This is a genomic window from Type-E symbiont of Plautia stali (assembly GCF_059731115.1).
Map to the genome: position 1 here is coordinate 2,668,960 of NZ_AP035906.1, position 16,931 is coordinate 2,685,890.

Consider the following 16,931-nt stretch of genomic DNA (forward strand, 5'->3'; position numbering starts at 1 on the left):
AGGCGAGAGGTGACTGATAGCCAATAGTTTTCGCGCGCTTCATCAACTTTTTTGCATAAGTCATAAAAACACGGTCTTTGTGTTTATCACGGTGATCAATCATCTTGCGGGGAATTCATCCGATTCACAGGTTTATGGCATCCGCATGGCAAACGACTATATCAATGCACAGCAGCGTGAAGTGGTGCATCAGCTGGGCCGCAATTGGCTGTGGCGCAGTGAACTGCCCACCTGGGCGCTGATGGTCGGGGTGTATGGCGGCTGGTTTGGCTGCGTCATCTATTGGCAAACGCTGGGTCTGTTTTTAACCACTCTGCTGCTGATTGTTTTCACCACCTGGTATATGTCGCTGCAGCATGAGCTGATCCATGGCCATCCCACGCGTTTTCCAGGGCTCAATCAGCTGTTTGGTACCCTGCCGTTGGCGGTGTGGTATCCGTATGGGCTGTATCGCGATTCACATCTGGCGCATCACCGCAATCACACCCTGACCGAACCGGATGAAGATCCGGAGACATACTACCTGTCACCGGAACGCTGGGCACAACTCAAGCCGTGGCAGCAGCGGTTGATTCACCTGCATAATACTTTTCCCGGCCGTTTGCTGTTAGGTCCGCTGCTGGATATTGCGGCCACGCTGAAAGTGATGGTGTTGGCACGGGATCGTGCGGCTATTACTATGTGGATGGTTCATTTTACGCTGCTAGGCGGGCTTTTTTACTGGATACAGCAGCATGGATTATCGCCGCTGTGGTTCGTGGTTGCCGTGAGTTATCCGGCATTGGCGCTGACCAAAATACGTTCTTTCTACGAACATCGCGCTGAAGAAGCTCCACTGGCACGCTCCGTGAATAATGAAGCCGCCTGGCCGTGGCGTTTGCTATTTCTGAATCTCAACTATCATTCTGTACATCACGATCTGCCCGGTTTGCCCTGGTACGGCTTGCGCAAAGTCTATCTGCTGTATCGCGACGGCTACCATCAGCGCAATCACGGTTTCCGCGTCGCTGGTTATGGCGAGTGGTTGCTGCGTTTCTGGCGCAAACCGGTCAACGTTAACGCCCATCCGGGAACGCACAAGGATGCACAGCATGCCGATCATTTCACTGCCGATGTACGATATCCATCATCCGACGACGCTTGGCCTGACCGCAGCGCTAACGACGCTGCTGAAACAACGCGGCGTGCAGGCTGAGGTTGAATGGCACAACGAACTCTTACCCCACTGGCGCGACGCTGATTTGCTGTTAAGCCAGACCTGTGGCTATCCGCTGGTTGCTTTATTGCCTGATGTGCAACTGGTCGGCGCGTTTCAATCCAGCGCGCAAGGCTGTGAGGGACTACGCTATCGCAGCTGGCTGGTGGCGCGCAAAGAGGATGAAAATCTCATCCTGAGCGATTTTCGTGGTCGCCGCGCCGTATGCAACAGTGATGACTCGCACTCGGGCTACAATTCGCTGCGTTATGTGATCGCCCCTCTGGCACACGACGGGCATTTCTTCAGTGAAGCGCTGCAGAGTGGCAGCCATCGTCAATCGTTAGGCGCGTTGCGTGAACAACAAGCGGATATCGCGGCGATCGATTGCATCACCTGGGCGCTGTTGCGTGCTCATCACCCTGAAGCACTGGCCGGGCTAGAGATCATTGGCGAAACCCCGCTGTGTGCCGCATTGCCGTTAATCACCTCAGCAAAAACCGATGCTCAAACGCTTGAGCATCTGCGCAGCGCACTGACCGAACTCACTACTGATAAGAAGTATCAGCATCTGCTGGCGGCGAGCCTGATCAGCGGTTTTGCGGTGCCAGAACGCGCATTCTACGATGAGGTGCAAGCGTGGGAAGATCAAGCAGCGGAATACGGTGTGAAGTTGCTGTGATTTGAACAGCCGCGATGTAATTTATCGCGCAACGACCATCTTTAATCGCGCTGCAGCTATACGCAATATATCACGCAGCTTAAAGGCGGCATCCTTGCCGCCCAAAAAATCACTCTGCGCGTGACGCAATAATTCCCTCGGCCACATTGCGTGGCGCTTCAGCGTAATGCGCAAATTCCATGCTGTAAGTCGCACGGCCCTGCGACATGGATCGCAGCGTGGTGGCGTAGCCAAACATCTCTGACAGCGGCACTTCGGCTCGGATGATGCGCGCACCAAAGCGCTCATCCATACCTTGCAGCGTACCGCGACGCGAAGAGAGATCGCCCATCACCCCACCGGCGTAATCCTCTGGCGTCTCCACTTCCACCTGCATCACCGGCTCAAGAATCACCGGGTCAGCCTGTTTTGCTGCGGCTTTGAAACCGAAAATCGCCGCCATGCGGAACGCCATTTCCGAGGAGTCGACGTCATGATACGAACCAAAAGTCAGCGTGGCCTTAAGGTCTACCACCGGATAACCCGCCAGTACACCACTGTTCAGAGCCTCACGAATCCCCTTCTCCACAGAAGGAATAAACTCGCGCGGCACCACGCCGCCTTTGGTGGCATCTTCAAAGGCAAAACCGGTGCCTGCAGCCTGCGGTTCCAGCGTCAGCACCACATGACCATACTGACCTTTACCACCCGACTGGCGCACAAACTTGCCTTCCACATCGCGCACCGTCTTACGAATGGTTTCGCGATAGGTGACCTGTGGCCGACCAATGTTGGCTTCGACACCGAATTCACGCTTCATGCGATCAACGATGATCTCCAGATGCAACTCGCCCATGCCGGAAATAATCGTCTGGCCTGACTCCTCATCGGTGTGCAGGCGGAATGACGGATCTTCCGCCGCCAGACGCTGCAGCGCCAGCCCCATTTTCTCCTGATCTGCCTTGGTTTTCGGCTCAATCGACAGCGAGATCACCGGGTCCGGAAACTCCATGCGTTCCAGCGTGATCACTGCATTGGGATCGCACAGCGTTTCACCGGTAGTGACCTCTTTTAAGCCCACACAGGCGGCAATGTCACCCGCACGAATCTCTTCGATTTCGATACGATCGTTAGCCTGCATCTGCACGATGCGCCCGATACGCTCCTTGCGCCCTTTCACCGCATTCCACACGCTGTCGCCTTTGCGCAATACACCGGAGTAGACACGCACGAAGGTGAGTTGGCCCACATAGGGATCGCTCATCAGTTTGAAGGCCAGCGCCGAGAACGGTTCATCGTCATCAGCATGGCGCTCATCGTGCTCGCCTTTTTCGTTCACACCGGAAACCGGCGGCACGTCCAGCGGCGACGGCATCAGCTCAATCACCGCATCAAGCATGCGCTGCACACCTTTGTTTTTGAACGCGCTACCACACAGCATCGGCTGGATCTCGCCAATCAGGGTACGTTGGCGCAATCCGGCGATCACTTCTTCTTCGCTCAGGTCGCCCTGCTCCAGATAGCGATCCATCAGCGCTTCACTGGCTTCCGCCGCAGCAGCCACCATATTTTCGCGCCATTCGGCGGCCTGCGCCTGCAGCTCCTCGGGGATCGGCGCATAGCTGAACGTCATGCCCTGGCTGGCCTCATCCCAGTAGATGGCGCGCATCTTGTTGAGATCCACTACGCCTGCAAAATGCTCTTCCGCACCAATCGGAATCACGATCGGTACCGGATTGGCATGCAGACGATCTTTCATCATCTGCACCACGCGGAAGAAGTCCGCGCCCTGGCGGTCCATCTTGTTGACGAAAGCAATGCGCGGTACGTGGTATTTGTTGGCCTGACGCCACACAGTTTCCGACTGCGGCTGTACGCCACCGACGGCGTCATACACCATCACGGCACCGTCCAGCACGCGCATGGATCGCTCCACTTCGATGGTGAAATCGACGTGTCCGGGGGTATCAATGATATTGATGCGGTGTGGCGTGAAGCTGCCATCCATGCCCGGCCAGAAGCAACTCACTGCCGCCGAGGTAATGGTAATGCCGCGCTCCTGCTCCTGCGCCATCCAGTCTGTGGTTGCCGCGCCATCGTGCACTTCACCTAACTTGTGGCTCATTCCGGTGTAAAACAGGATGCGCTCAGTGGTGGTGGTTTTACCGGCATCGATGTGCGCGGAGATGCCGATATTGCGATAACGTTCGATAGGTAGGGGTCGGGGCATGATGCGTCCTTAGTCTGTTCGACTGGAAAAGTGGGCGAGCACCATTGCCCGCCGCTGCGCAACAGCATAGACCCATTGTACGAATAAATACGAACAGTTTGAGCCTTTTTTAATCATAGGCAAAAGTGGATTGATTGAATGCAACAGCCTGCCGGTTATTCCATCTTTGCGTCTCGCAGCCGCCACGCACTGAGGGCAGAGAGCAGCGCCATAAACACCATATAGCCAATCACCCAACCATAACCTTCCCCGCTGACCAGCAGCGCGGTGGCGATCATCGGTGATAACCCGCCACCAAGAATCGGGCCGATCTGTTGCACCAGGGATAAGCCGCTGTAGCGCACCCGTGCCGGGAACAGCGAAGAGAAGAATGCACCCTGTGCACCAAAGGTGCTGCCGTGCCCAATCGCCAGCCCCAGTGCGATAGCCAGATAAATCAAGGGGAGTTGCCCGCTTGCCAGCATCAGCATAAAGGGCCACGCCAGCAACGCCTGAGCGATCATCCCGCCAATATAGACGCGCTTTTTGCCATAACGATCGGCCATGCGACCAAACAGCGGTAAAGTGAAACACTCCAGCAAGCAAGCCAGCAGAATGCCATACAAAACGACCTGGCTTTTCATCCCCAGCACGTTGACACAGTAGCTAATGGCAAACACCGCGTAGATGTTGAAAAGTCCGCTTTCGGCAATTTTGGCCCCGATACCCAGCAGCACATCCCGCGTGTGATAGCGTAAGGCCTCCAGCACCGGCACTTTCGCCTGGGTGCCATCACGTTTCATCCGTTTGAAGGCCGGCGTTTCCTCAATCTGGCTACGAATAAACATCCCCACTCCCAGCAGCACAACACTGAGCAGGAACGGCACGCGCCAGCCCCAGCTGAGGAAATCGGCTTCGTCCAATGCCACATTAAGAAGGGTGATAAAAATAATCGGCAGCAGGAACCCGGCTGGCACGCCGATATGCACCAGTGAACTGTAAAACCCACGCCGTTCCGGCGGTGCATGTTCCACCACCATGGTCATCCCGCCGCCATATTCGCCGCCAATGCCAATACCCTGCAGACAGCGCAGCACCACCAAAGCGATGGGTGCCCAGACGCCAATCTGGGCGTAAGGCGGAATCAGACCGATCAGGAAGGTACCAAGACCCATGATGATCAGCGTCATCATCAAGGCGAACTTGCGGCCTATGCGATCGCCGAAGTGACCAAACAGCACCCCGCCCAGCGGACGTGCACAGTAGCCGACAAAGTAGGTGGCGAAGGCCGCCAGACTCCCCACCAACGGAGATTCACCGGGGAAAAAGATTTTATTGAACACCAGCGCGGTGGCGGTGGTGTAAAGCGTGAAGTCGTAATACTCGATTATGGTACCCATCACACTGGCGGTGACGATTTTGCGCATTTCTCCGCGCGAAGCGGTGCGACTGACCGCCGCACTGGCGGTCAATTCATGTGAGTGCATGCTGAACTCCCGACGCAGGATTGAGGTTTAGTCGAGGCGGCAACCGCGGGTCTCAGGACCCAGCCACACGGAAACAATGGTGATAATGCTCAGGACGATCATATAGATCGCCACGGCGCCGTAATGGCCTCCTGACCACAACAAAAGGCTGCTGGCGATGATCGGCGCCAACCCGCCGGCAAAGATCGAGGAGATTTCGCGTGACATGGAGATGGCGGTGACACGCGTCCTTCCATCAAACAGTTCGGCAAACCACGCCGCCTGCACCGAAAACATCGAGTAGTTAGCCAGCGAGATCATCGCCACCATGGCGCTAATGATCAGCCAAGGATTGCCGCTGTTGAGCAACCAAAAGTACGGGAACATCCCCGCGCCAAACAACAGTGCACCGCCGATGTAAACCGGCTTGCGGCCGACACGGTCGGAGAGCGCACCGAACAGGGGAATAGTGATGCAACCGATACCCGACCCAAGCAACACACCCGCCACGGGAATCGCACTGTTAACGTGCAGTGATTGTGTGACATAGGAGATCGTCCACACCTGCAGGAAGAAACCCGCAGTGTTCTCCGCCATGCGGGCACCCAGCGCCACAAAAAAGTTGCGACGCTGGTTTTGCCACACCGATACAAAAGGGGCGCGCGTCAGCTTCTGCTCTGCTGCCAGCTTGCGAAACACGGGGGATTCGGTCACATAGAGGCGGATCGCACCACCAACAAACACCGCCACGATGCTGAGCAGGAACGGCACGCGCCAACCCCAACTCACGAAATCCTCTGGTGGCATCTGTTGTGCCAGGGCAAAGGCCGATGCAGAAAGTAAGACTCCGCAGCCAATGCCCACGCCCGACCAGCTGGCGTAGAAACCGCGCCGATGAGCGGGTGCTTTCTCTGCATTGAGGGTGATAGCCGAACTGAACTCGGCTCCTGCACCAAAACCTTGCAGTAAGCGCAAGAAGGTTAATAACAACGGGGCCGCAATGCCGATACTGGCATATCCCGGCAATAGGCCAATCGCGGTGGTGCTTAAACCCATCAGGATCAGGGTGCCAATCAGCACCGGCCGGCGACCGTATTTATCGCCGATATAGCCCCAGAACAGCCCGCCGATTGGACGTACGAGGAAGCCCACGCCATAACTGGCAAAAGCGGCCAGCGTCCCGCTTAGCGGTGACAGCGAGGGGAAGAACAAGTGGTTGAAGATCAGCGCCGCCGCCGTGCCATACAGATAAAAGTCATACCACTCCAGCGCGGTGCCAATCAGTGAAGAGATCAGGGTCAGCCTGAGCTGACGCTGCGTCAGTTCAGGGGGCGCGCTGCGCTCTTCAGCGGTCGCAAGTTGCGATGTCGCATCCATGGTGTCACTCCTGAAAAGTCAGACCGGTAGACGGTGGCGCAAGGCCAGGCCATACATGCCTGCCGATATCAACGCCATGAATCCTGCCAGCATCAGTGCCGGCACGAACCCGCCAAAATGATCCACTACTATCCCGGTGACCACGGGCGCGAACGCCCCGCCAAGAAAGCCGCCAAAATTCTGAATACTGCCTACGGAAGCCACCCATTTCTTCGTGGTGACCACCTCTGCCGCCAGTGTCCAGTAGTTACCCGACGACAAGCTGTATGTGAACATGCCCAGTGTAAGCATCACCACGGCAAGCGCCGCTCCATTCACCAGTGCTGTCACAAACATCGCGCCTGCCGTCAGCAACGCGGCTCCCGCAATGGTATATCGACGCGCATTGAAGGGATCCAATCCCTTCCTTACCAGGCGATCTGAGAAGCGCCCGCCAATCAGTACCGCCACCCCACCTGCAATGTAAGGTAGCGCGGACAGCCAGCCCGCCCGGCTCAGGGTAAAACCCTGCGCCTGTTGCAGGTAGGTTGGCAACCAGCCAATGTAAAACCAGAAAACGTACTGCAGACAAAATCCACCGATGACCATGTACCAGACAGAGGCATGTCTGAAGAGCCCACCCCACTCGCGCACTGTCACGCGTGGCGCATCGGATGCCTGCTGCGCCGTGGCCTGCCCTTCGCGGATATAGCGCAGTTCATCCTTATGCAGCCAGGGATGTTTCTCCGGCTCACGATACAGCACCAGCCAGCCCGCCAGTGCGACAAAGCCAATCAATCCCATAATGATAAACATGGCTGGCCAGCCGAAGGCCGCCATTAACAGCGTGGAGATTGGTGGAGCCAGGGCTAACCCCACTTGAGTGGCTGCAATATAGGCGCTGGTCGCCGCCGCCTTTTCACGATCCGGGAACCAGGTATCGGTGGCTTTTAACGCCCCAGGGAACAACGGTGCTTCGCTGATCCCTAACGCGATACGCAGGCCAATAAAAGTGCCGATGTTGCGCGCGAAGCCAGTGAGAATCGCGACCAGTGACCAGAGGCCTGCCGCCAGCGCCAGCAGGACTTTGACGCCAAAGCGGTCCACTGCCCAGCCGGTTGGCAGGTTCATAATGGCGTAAGGCCAGACAAAAGCCGACAGTATCACGCCCATCATCGCGTGGCTGATGCCGAGATCTTGCATGATCTGGGGTGCCGCCACCGACAAATTGCCGCGATCGAGGTAGTTGGTGATGGTTAACAGAATAATGATGCCGATAATTGCCCAGCGCAGATGGTGCTTCGGTCGCACCACCTCACGTGGAATTTCCCGTGGTGCCGAGGCCGCATCACGTTCAAGTGTAGGGTTGTGGTCAAATTTCATCTTTCTGCACCTCCGCCACGCCCGTTTTAAGAGGGTCGTGGCGTGATTTTTTATAATGTCCCGCTGTGCGGGGGTGCAAATCAGCCCATCAGACGATCGAACGCCGCTTTAATATTGGATTTGAGCGCATCGCTGACCGGCTGCATGGGTGGACGCGGCTGATACAGCGTTACGCCTTGCAGGCTCTGGATATATTTCACGCAGGCGGGCAGATTGTCGTGCGGCAGCTGGCTCCACAAATCACTCAGACGGAAATGGATATCGCGAGCGGTGGCGTGATCGTTCTCTTCCACTGCTTTGAACATCCTGGCCACCACCGACGGCACGGCACTGGTTAAGGCCGAGATCGCGCCCTGACAACCGATGGCAAAGCCGGGATAGAGCAATGCATCCACCCCACTAACGATAATTTTCTCAGGGCAGCGCAGTAGCAAATCAGAAACTGACTTGAGATCCCCGCCGCTCTGCTTCATACCGACCACACCCGTCACTTCATCCATGATGCGATTCATCAGATCCAGACTCAGGTAATTCCACGGGATCACGTTGTAAATCAGAATAGGGATTTGCGTGGCTTCATAAATTTCGCGGAAATGACGAACGGTGGCGTCATCGTCAGGCTTGAACAGGTAATGCACGGGCGTCACCTGTAGCGCATCCAGCTTCATCCCTTCCAGCATTTTCACCCGTGCAATGGCCTGACGGGTGCTGTTAACAATCAACCCGGCGACAAAGGGCACACGGCCATTGTTGGCTTCATAGGCTTCGTGCATGGCCTGACGAAACTCTTCGTCGGATAGCGTATGCCCTTCCCCGGTGCTGCCGCCCACCACAATCGCACTGGCACCTGAGTTAATGATGAAATCGATCTGCTCTTTCAAGCCACCGCGCACCAATTCACCTTCGGCGTTGAAGGGCATGGTGATCGGCGGCAAGACGCCGCGCAGTTTGGCTTTGAGTTCTTTGGCCTGGCTTGCAATCTGCTGACTCATTTTATGCTCCTGTCTCTCAAGACGCTGATTAAAGCGATAACGACTCGCGGTAATCAATTAATGTGAGACACAGTTAAATTGATCAACATCAAATCTCTCATTGTGGAATTAAGATCACATATCTAGATCAAATTTCATACGATCCAATAACCGCTTATTATGTCGTTAATAGCATTAACACACTGAAAATAGGACATTAAATTACATTTCAGGCTTCAACGTTAATCGTTCTTCATCGTCGAACACCGTCCGATAGTCACTTTATAATCAGGATTAAGTCGACATATTGACAATCATATCCCACAATATGAGATACAAATCGAAATACAGGGAAGTTGGGGGTGGCAGGCTCGTGAAAAGGCGCTATTCTGGCGCAAGTGTCTCAGTATAAGAGCCATGAGGGCAAAATACTGTGAACTGAGCGGGTGCGTGAAGCACGCTTCTCTGTTGCTGATCTTTGAGGTGGGTATGAGTACAAACAGCGGAACCGAGGCGGAAAAACTGAATCAGGCATCGATCAAAAGCCTGACCAAGGTACTGCAAATTCTCGAATGTTTTTCGCAGCGCGATGCCAATTTAACGCCAGCGGAAATTGCGGCGCGTACCGGATTGCCGCGCGCGACAACGCACCGGCTGGTCTCGTCGCTGCGGGATATTGGTCTGCTGGAGCAGAACGGCAAACGCGAAACTTACAAGCTGGGTATGAAGCTGTTTCAGTTGGGAAATTTAGTGATTCAGAACCTGGATCTCGACAGCCATGCGCGCCCCTATGCCGCACAACTGCAACTGATCACCGGCGAAAGCACGCACATGTGCATTTTCGATGGAGCACAAATGGCGTTTGTTGAACGTCAGGAGATGACCAGTACCGGCAATACCACTATCACACGTATTGAAGCGGCACTGGTGCACTGCACCAGCGTGGGCAAAGCGTTTCTCGCCTGGCAGTCTCCACGGCTGATTCGCAAAATCATCGCCGATTCGCTGCCACAACGCACGGCTTACACCATCACGGATGGTGAGGCGCTGGAAGCCGAACTGGCGCGCATTCGTGAACGAGGCTATGCGCTAGATTTGCAGGAGAACGAACTGAACGTGCACTGCATTGGCGCACCCGTGCGGGCGGCAAACGGTCAGGTTTTTGCCGCCATTAGCGTCTCCGGTGCGGCTGAACGTCTGCCCCTGGCACGCCTTGAAGGACTTTCAGGCCTGGTGATGGAGATGGCCAACAAAATATCGCTGGAGTTGGGATGGACACCTTCCCGCCCGGCTGCCGCAGGTTCGATCACAACCCGCCGCGGCGACCTTCCCGCGCTACCCGAATAGCGCAGCACATTGCGCGGGGGCGTTGCCTGGTAACAGGAGAAGCAGAGTGAAGAAGATTTGCAACGATCCCCAACGCTACGTCGACGAGATGCTGGACGGCCTGTGTGCCGCCCATCCTCACCACTACCAACGCCTGGGTGACAGCGGCCGCGTGTTGGCACTGCATCATGCTCAGGAACCTAAAGTCGCGATCGTGACCGGTGGTGGCTCCGGCCATCTCCCCTTATTTCATGGTTACGTGGGTCGCGGACTGGTGGATGCCTGCGCCATCGGTAACGTATTTGCCGGGCCGCGTGTAGCAGACTGTTTAACGGCGATGCAGGCCAGCCATCAGGGCGCCGGCGTGCTGCAGCTGTATGGCAATTATGGCGGTGACCGCATGAACTTTGAAATGGCCGCGGAAATGGCGGAACTCGAAGGCATGGCTGTCACTCAGGTACGTATGACCGACGATGTGGCCAGTGCTCCGCAAGCAGAAGCCCATAAACGGCGGGGAGTGGCAGGACTGGTATATGCCTATAAATTAGCCGGTGCGAAAGCAGCAACTGGAGCAGATTTATCGGCGGTGACCGCCACGGCACAACGCGCTGTCAACGCGGTGCGTTCGATTGGTGTTGCGCTGTCACCGTGTATCGTACCGGAATCGGGCACGCCAGCCTTTAGTCTGGCGGAAAACGAAATCGCTTTGGGTATGGGCATCCACGGTGAACCCGGCATCTGGCAAGGCGAACTGCGCACCGCCGATGTATTGTGCGACGAGATGATTGATCGACTGCTGGAGGAACTCCCTGCCGGCCGTGGTGAGCGACTCAGCGTAATGGTCAACAGTCTGGGCGCCACGCCACTGGAAGAACTCTACATTCTCTATCGCCGGGTGGCACAGCGCATGGCGGATCGGCAGGTCACATTGGTGCAACCTCTGATTGGCCGCTACGCCACTTCAATGGAAATGAGTGGCTTCTCACTTAGCCTGTGCGCGCTCGATAGCGAGCTGGAAGCCCTGTTGTGCGCCCCCGCCTCAAGCCCTTTCTGGAGCCAGCCATGACACCATTAGCCACCACCTTACGCCACATTTGTACTCGCGTCCCCGAATACAGTGCCGAGTTAAATGCGCTGGATGGTCAACTGGGAGATGGCGATCTCGGTGCCACACTGGAAAAGTGTGCACAACTGACCGACAGCGCACTGCAGGCTGTAGCAGCGAATGCAGCCTTGAGCGACGTTTTCCGCGTTGCCGCCATGGCCTGTATGCAAGCTTCGGGCTCCAGCTTCGGTACCTTACTCGCGCAAGCGCTGATCACCGCCAGCAAATTCAGTCAGGATAAAAGTGAACTGACGCGTGTCGAGACTGCCGCACTGCTGCATCAGGTGATCGCCACCTTAGCCCAACGCGGCGGCGCTGCGTTGGGCGATAAAACGGTCCTGGATGGCTTGCACGCGCTGGCGATCACCCTGGAACAACCCGCTCAAACAGGCGACCTGCAGCGCACTCTGCAGCAGGCACTCGATCATTTCCGCCCTTTACCTAACCGCATGGGGCGCGCCCGGATGTTTGCCGGGAAATCGCAGGGGCTCGACGATCCCGGCATGGTGGCGCTGTTGCGCCTGGTGGAATCATTAACGGAGGAGGCAGCATGACACTCACGGGAGAACTCTTTATTGCGACACAACGCCAGCGCGGCGCAGCTCAGGCCTTTCAGGCCATCGATCCACAACGAGATTGCGCGCTGGAACCGAATTTTTTTGAAGCCGATGCATCGCAAATTGATGCCGCCTGTCAAAGCGCGGCAGAGGCGTTGATCGCTTATGGCCAGGCTGGCCTCGACGTGCGTGCGCGATTCCTGCGCCAGATTGGCGAAAACATTCTGGCGCTCGGAGATGAACTGATTGAACGTGCGATGCAGGAAACGGCCCTGCCACGCGCGCGGATTGAAGGAGAGCGTGGGCGTACCATCGGTCAGCTCAATCTGTTCGCCGATGTGGTCGACCAGGGTGCATTTCAGGGAGCCCTTATTGAGCCTGCGCTACCGGATCGTCAACCGTTGCCGCGTCCCGATCTGCGTCAACGCCTGGTGCCATTAGGTCCGGTGGCCATTTTTGGCGCCAGTAATTTTCCACTGGCCTTCTCAGTAGCAGGCGGCGATACCGCTTCCGCACTGGCGGCGGGTTGCCCGGTGGTGGTGAAAGCACACCCTGCGCATCCCGGTACCAGTGAGCTTGTGGCCCGCGCTATCACGCAAGCCGTCATACAATGCGAACTGCCGGTAGGGGTATTTTCACTGCTACACGGCACGTCGACGCTCAGTGGCTGCGCGTTGGTGCAGCATCCCGCCATCTGCGCCGTAGGATTTACCGGCTCTCGCAGCGGCGGCCTGGCGTTATTGCAGTTGGCGCAGCAACGTCCGCGCCCGGTTCCGCTTTATGCCGAGATGAGTAGCATTAACCCCATGTTATTGCTGCCCGGCGCGCTGCAACAACGAGCAGAGAAATTAGCACAAGGATTTGTTGATTCATTGACGTTGGGCTGCGGCCAATTCTGCACCAACCCCGGCGTGGTACTTGCTTGTGATGGCGAAGATTTTGATCGCTTTGTTCAGTTCGCCTGTGACGCCCTACACCAGAAGCCCAGCACAACGATGTTAACGCCCGCCATTGCCGTGGCCTGTGAGCAACATGCTAGCGCGCTAGCCGCTTTAGAGGGAGTTGAGCGATTAGCCGTTGGGCAAGAGAAAAACGGCCCTAATCAGGGACAGCCACAGCTGTTAATGACCCACGCGAGAGATTTCATCAATGAACCCCGCATGCAGAATGAAGTATTCGGCCCTGTTTCGTTGCTGGTGCGCTGTGCTAATCAGCATGAACTTGAGGCCGCGCTGCAGGTACTTCAGGGACAGCTCACCCTCACCCTGCAATTAGCACCGCAGGATCAGCCGCTGGCCGCCACATTGTTGCCGATGCTTGAACAACGTGCCGGACGCATTCTCGCCAATGGTTTCCCAACCGGCGTAGATGTGGGCTATGCCATGGTACATGGCGGCCCCTTCCCGGCCACCAGTGATAGTCGCACCACTTCAGTGGGGGCAACCGCGATACAGCGGTTCCTGCGCCCGGTCTGTTATCAGGATCTACCCAGCGCGTTACTGCCGCAATCTGTGCAAAATTAAACATTTGATAGCTGGAAACCCTTGCCGCTGCGATTTATGGTAAGGGTCTCACTCTCAACGGGAAATCTAACCATGCGCATTCTGGTTGTCGGCGCCGGTGCCACCGGCGGGTATTTCGGTGCACGTCTGGCGCAAGCAGGACGTGATGTGACTTTTCTGGTGCGCGAGCGCCGTTTTCAGCAACTGCAACAAAACGGTCTGGTGCTAAAAACACCGGGCGGCACAGAAGTGATTCACCCGCAGCTGGCGCAAACCGGCAAGCTTATCGGCCAGTTTGATCTGATCATTCTGACGGTGAAAAGCTTCGGGCTCGATCAGGCTATCGAGGATATCGCACCCGCCGTCGGGCCAGAAACACTGATCATGCCGATCCTCAACGGCATGCGGCATATCGATACGCTGCGCGCACGCTTTGGCGACAAGGTGATTGGCGGCTTATGCAAAATCAACGCCACGCTGGGTGAACAAGGTGAAGTGGTGCAGATGACGCCACTGCATATCCTCTACTACGGTGCACTCGATGGGCACAATGATGCACGTCTGCAACGTGTCGATGAGACGCTGAACATCGCGCACTTCGATACGGTCTTTGCTGACAACATCATCAGCGAACTGTGGGAGAAGTGGCTGCTGCTGAGCACATTAGGGGCGGTGTGCTGCATCGCGCGAGGTAATACCCAACAGGTGTTGCGATCCCAAGGTGGTGAAGCCTTGTTGCAGGGGATTTTTACTGAGGTGCTTTCCGTGCTTGGTGCTGACGGCTATCAGGAACGGCCAGCGGTAACGGCAAAGATTTATGAGACGCTAAATAATCCGCAGGTGGCGATGACCTCCTCGATGTATCGCGACTTAACCCAGGGTTATGAGATTGAGGCGGACCAGGTGATTGGCGATCTGCTGGTGCGAGGCGCACGCAGTGGCGTGGTGACGCCGTTGTTGAATGCGGTGTATGTGAATTTGCAGGTGTATTTGCAGAATCGTTAAATCGCAGGTTAATACCGTTGCGGTGCAATATTATCGCGCGAATCTGAGAAGGCTAATTCGCTGACTTATGCGCAATGAATTGCGCCGCTACGGGGTTAGGCGTGAGTCTGATTGAGCCAAATCGCCGCCCCATGCGCAATAAAGTGCGCCGCATCGGGGTTATACGCGTTTTATCCAAGCCGCGACTGCACGCCTTTCAGTTGCATCAAGCGCTGCCAGCCTGCTTCTACCTCGTCCGGGATATCCACATGCCCGAGGAAACCTTTGCCGCGTGGACCGTAGCCGTTTTCATCATCGCGCAGGCGCTGGATCTCGCCCATCAGCAGCGAAAGAAAACGCTCCATCGACCACAATCCTTGCGGTGGCGCACCGATAATGCGCAGCATACCCGCATCCATCATGACCTGCGGAACAAACACCGGCCAGCTAATAAATTCAGGCGCATCGGTGCGGTCGCGCCACTGGTAGCGGAAGGTTTCCCAGGTACGTCGCTGCATCAGTGGGTCCTGCACCAGCAATACATGCTGCGGCTGCCACTTCTGCTCATCCAGCAGTTTTTGGCTAAAAGCGGCATTCTCACCACAGTTGCGTGAGGCGGTCTCCAGCAGCAGCTGATCGTCCGGCAGTGCGGCAAACACCCGCGCCATGTCGCCCAGAAGCTCTGCTTCGCTTTTACCTTGGGTAGAAATCTGACGATAAAGGGGATGATTAGCGATCATCTCCGCCAGTAACACCGTGGAATGACCGATACCGCCGCTGATCATCAGAGGCAGCTGATACTTCTTCGCCAGCGCAATCACACCTTCAACGTTGGGCAGTACCGCGTGACCGGCAAGTATTGCCAAATCAACCTCGAGCGTGCCATCTGTCGGCATATGGTCAAGCGCCAGCCAGGCCGCAAGCGTATTGATATCCTGAATCTGTTGGCTATTGAGCTGCATCGCGTTCTCCTCGCATTAACACTGGCAGTGTAGCGGCTTAACTCCGCGACAGCAGAGAAAAATTTGCTACACTCGCCGCTATCAGATTCAGGAGAGTTTATGACTGCGCGTTCCGTTACCCTCGATGATGTCGCTGCACTGGCGGGGGTTTCCTACCAGACCGTTTCCCGTGTGCTCAACCATTCCGTGCAGGTTTCGCCGCGCACGCGAGCCAAAGTCGAAGCCGCCATGCAGCAGCTTAACTATGTGCCCAACCGTGTGGCACAAAAGCTGGCGGGTAAAGCTACGCGCACGCTCGGGCTGGCCACCAGCGATCTGGCACTGATGGCTCCGGCTCAGATCGCCTCGGCGATTCATGAACGTGCCGCAGCACAGGGTTATCATCTGGTGATTGCCATGGCGAACACGGCTGGCAGTGCTCAGGATACGGTGAATGAATTGCTGGCGCAGCGCGTGGATGCGCTGCTGATCAACCTGCCGCTCGATGCTGAACAGGCGGCGCAGGTACAGCAGCAGTGCGGCACAAAGCCTGTGCTGTTTCTGGATGTTGAACAGCATGCCGCTGTCGCCCAATGCCAGTATCAGAGTGAATCGGGGGCGCAGCAGGCGGTAGAGCATCTTGTCGCGCTGGGCCATCAGCAGATTGGCGTGCTGAATGGGCCAGAAAGTTCGGCTTCAGCGCGGGCGCGCTTTGCCGCATGGCAGCAGGCATTGGCATCGCATCAACTGCAACCGATGTGTGTACTGCACGGTGACTGGAGTGCTGCATCTGGTTATCAGGCGCTGCTGCAATTGCGGCCAGATCGCTTACCGCAGGCACTGCTGGTAGCGAACGATCAGATGGCGCTCGGTGCGATGCGGGCACTGCATCAACATGGCGTGAAGATCCCCGGAGAGATGTCGATTATCGGCTACGACGACACCGCCGAAAGTGCGTGGTATCAGCCGCCGCTCACCACCGTGCGTCAGGATTTGCAACAGTTGGGTGCGGTAAGCGTGGATCGCTTGCTGGCAGAGTTAGCGGGGGAAGTGGTGCAGCCCATGCCCTTAAAGACTGAACTGGTATTGCGTGAGACAACTGCTGTACCGATGCAAGATGGCGTGGATTTGGCGGAGATTGCCGGACAGCTGCAGGCATTAGCGCGGAAGTTAAAACCAAAAGCCTGAACGTATTGAAGCTGAAGAATATGGCGCAGACAGCGGATGGAGATGCGTGCTGTAACCCGCCACGATGCAAAAAAATTGGGACCTTGC

Annotated in this window: 14 protein-coding genes; 8 read left to right on the forward strand and 6 right to left on the reverse strand. The window is 56.5% G+C overall.

Going from position 1 to position 16,931, the window contains the following annotated elements; all coding sequences use genetic code 11:
* Positions 1-145: 145 nt before the first annotated feature.
* Positions 146-1,195, forward strand: coding sequence for a fatty acid desaturase (locus AC6I8L_RS12310; RefSeq protein ID WP_498013926.1), 1,050 nt, complete (start codon positions 146-148; stop codon positions 1,193-1,195).
* Positions 1,092-1,877: a phosphate/phosphite/phosphonate ABC transporter substrate-binding protein gene (locus AC6I8L_RS12315; protein WP_479400731.1), complete on the forward strand. Its 786-nt coding sequence runs from the start codon at positions 1,092-1,094 to the stop codon at positions 1,875-1,877. Before AC6I8L_RS12310 ends, AC6I8L_RS12315 begins: the two co-directional genes overlap by 104 nt.
* A 109-nt stretch (positions 1,878-1,986) precedes the next feature.
* Here the strand turns inward: AC6I8L_RS12315 and fusA are convergent, their stop codons facing one another.
* From fusA to AC6I8L_RS12340, 5 genes are all read right to left on the reverse strand, one after another.
* A complete protein-coding gene (gene fusA / locus AC6I8L_RS12320; RefSeq protein WP_058962273.1) occupies positions 1,987-4,086 on the reverse strand; it encodes an elongation factor G in 2,100 nt (699 codons plus the stop codon).
* Between the two features lie 155 nt (positions 4,087-4,241).
* Positions 4,242-5,552 (reverse strand): MFS transporter, encoded by a 1,311-nt coding sequence (locus tag AC6I8L_RS12325; protein WP_058962274.1) that lies wholly within the window; start codon positions 5,550-5,552, stop codon positions 4,242-4,244.
* 27 nt (positions 5,553-5,579) lie between these two features.
* Complete coding sequence (locus AC6I8L_RS12330; protein WP_064511362.1) at positions 5,580-6,908, reverse strand: MFS transporter; 1,329 nt, start codon at positions 6,906-6,908, stop codon at positions 5,580-5,582.
* 18 nt (positions 6,909-6,926) lie between these two features.
* Positions 6,927-8,270, reverse strand: a complete 1,344-nt coding sequence (locus AC6I8L_RS12335; RefSeq protein ID WP_058962275.1) for an MFS transporter — start codon at positions 8,268-8,270, stop codon at positions 6,927-6,929.
* Positions 8,271-8,350: 80 nt separating this feature from the next.
* Entirely contained in the window at positions 8,351-9,262 is a 912-nt protein-coding gene (locus AC6I8L_RS12340) for a dihydrodipicolinate synthase family protein (RefSeq protein WP_058962276.1), read from the reverse strand.
* Positions 9,263-9,691: 429 nt separating this feature from the next.
* Between AC6I8L_RS12340 and AC6I8L_RS12345 the strand changes: the two genes are divergently transcribed.
* The 5 genes from AC6I8L_RS12345 to AC6I8L_RS12365 all read left to right on the forward strand — a co-directional run bounded on the left by AC6I8L_RS12345 (position 9,692) and on the right by AC6I8L_RS12365 (position 14,736).
* Positions 9,692-10,588, forward strand: coding sequence for an IclR family transcriptional regulator (locus AC6I8L_RS12345; protein ID WP_058962277.1), 897 nt, complete (start codon positions 9,692-9,694; stop codon positions 10,586-10,588).
* A gap of 46 nt (positions 10,589-10,634) precedes the next feature.
* Positions 10,635-11,633 carry a dihydroxyacetone kinase subunit DhaK gene (locus tag AC6I8L_RS12350; protein WP_058962278.1) on the forward strand — a complete coding sequence of 333 codons (999 nt, stop codon included), beginning with the start codon at positions 10,635-10,637 and terminating at the stop codon, positions 11,631-11,633.
* Positions 11,630-12,226: a dihydroxyacetone kinase subunit L gene (locus AC6I8L_RS12355; protein WP_058962279.1), complete on the forward strand. Its 597-nt coding sequence runs from the start codon at positions 11,630-11,632 to the stop codon at positions 12,224-12,226. Before AC6I8L_RS12350 ends, AC6I8L_RS12355 begins: the two co-directional genes overlap by 4 nt.
* A complete protein-coding gene (locus AC6I8L_RS12360; RefSeq protein ID WP_479398933.1) occupies positions 12,223-13,752 on the forward strand; it encodes an aldehyde dehydrogenase (NADP(+)) in 1,530 nt (509 codons plus the stop codon). The genes AC6I8L_RS12355 and AC6I8L_RS12360 overlap by 4 nt, the downstream gene beginning before the upstream one ends.
* 72 nt (positions 13,753-13,824) lie before the next feature.
* Positions 13,825-14,736: a ketopantoate reductase family protein gene (locus tag AC6I8L_RS12365; protein WP_058962280.1), complete on the forward strand. Its 912-nt coding sequence runs from the start codon at positions 13,825-13,827 to the stop codon at positions 14,734-14,736.
* A gap of 170 nt (positions 14,737-14,906) precedes the next feature.
* On the opposite strand, the gene AC6I8L_RS12370 is transcribed toward AC6I8L_RS12365, so the two are convergent.
* Positions 14,907-15,677, reverse strand: coding sequence for a YdcF family protein (locus AC6I8L_RS12370; protein WP_058962281.1), 771 nt, complete (start codon positions 15,675-15,677; stop codon positions 14,907-14,909).
* Positions 15,678-15,776: 99 nt separating this feature from the next.
* Between AC6I8L_RS12370 and AC6I8L_RS12375 the strand changes: the two genes are divergently transcribed.
* On the forward strand, positions 15,777-16,844 hold the full coding sequence (locus tag AC6I8L_RS12375; RefSeq protein ID WP_058962282.1) for a LacI family DNA-binding transcriptional regulator: 1,068 nt from the start codon (positions 15,777-15,779) through the stop codon (positions 16,842-16,844).
* The last annotated feature ends 87 nt before the right edge of the window (positions 16,845-16,931 follow it).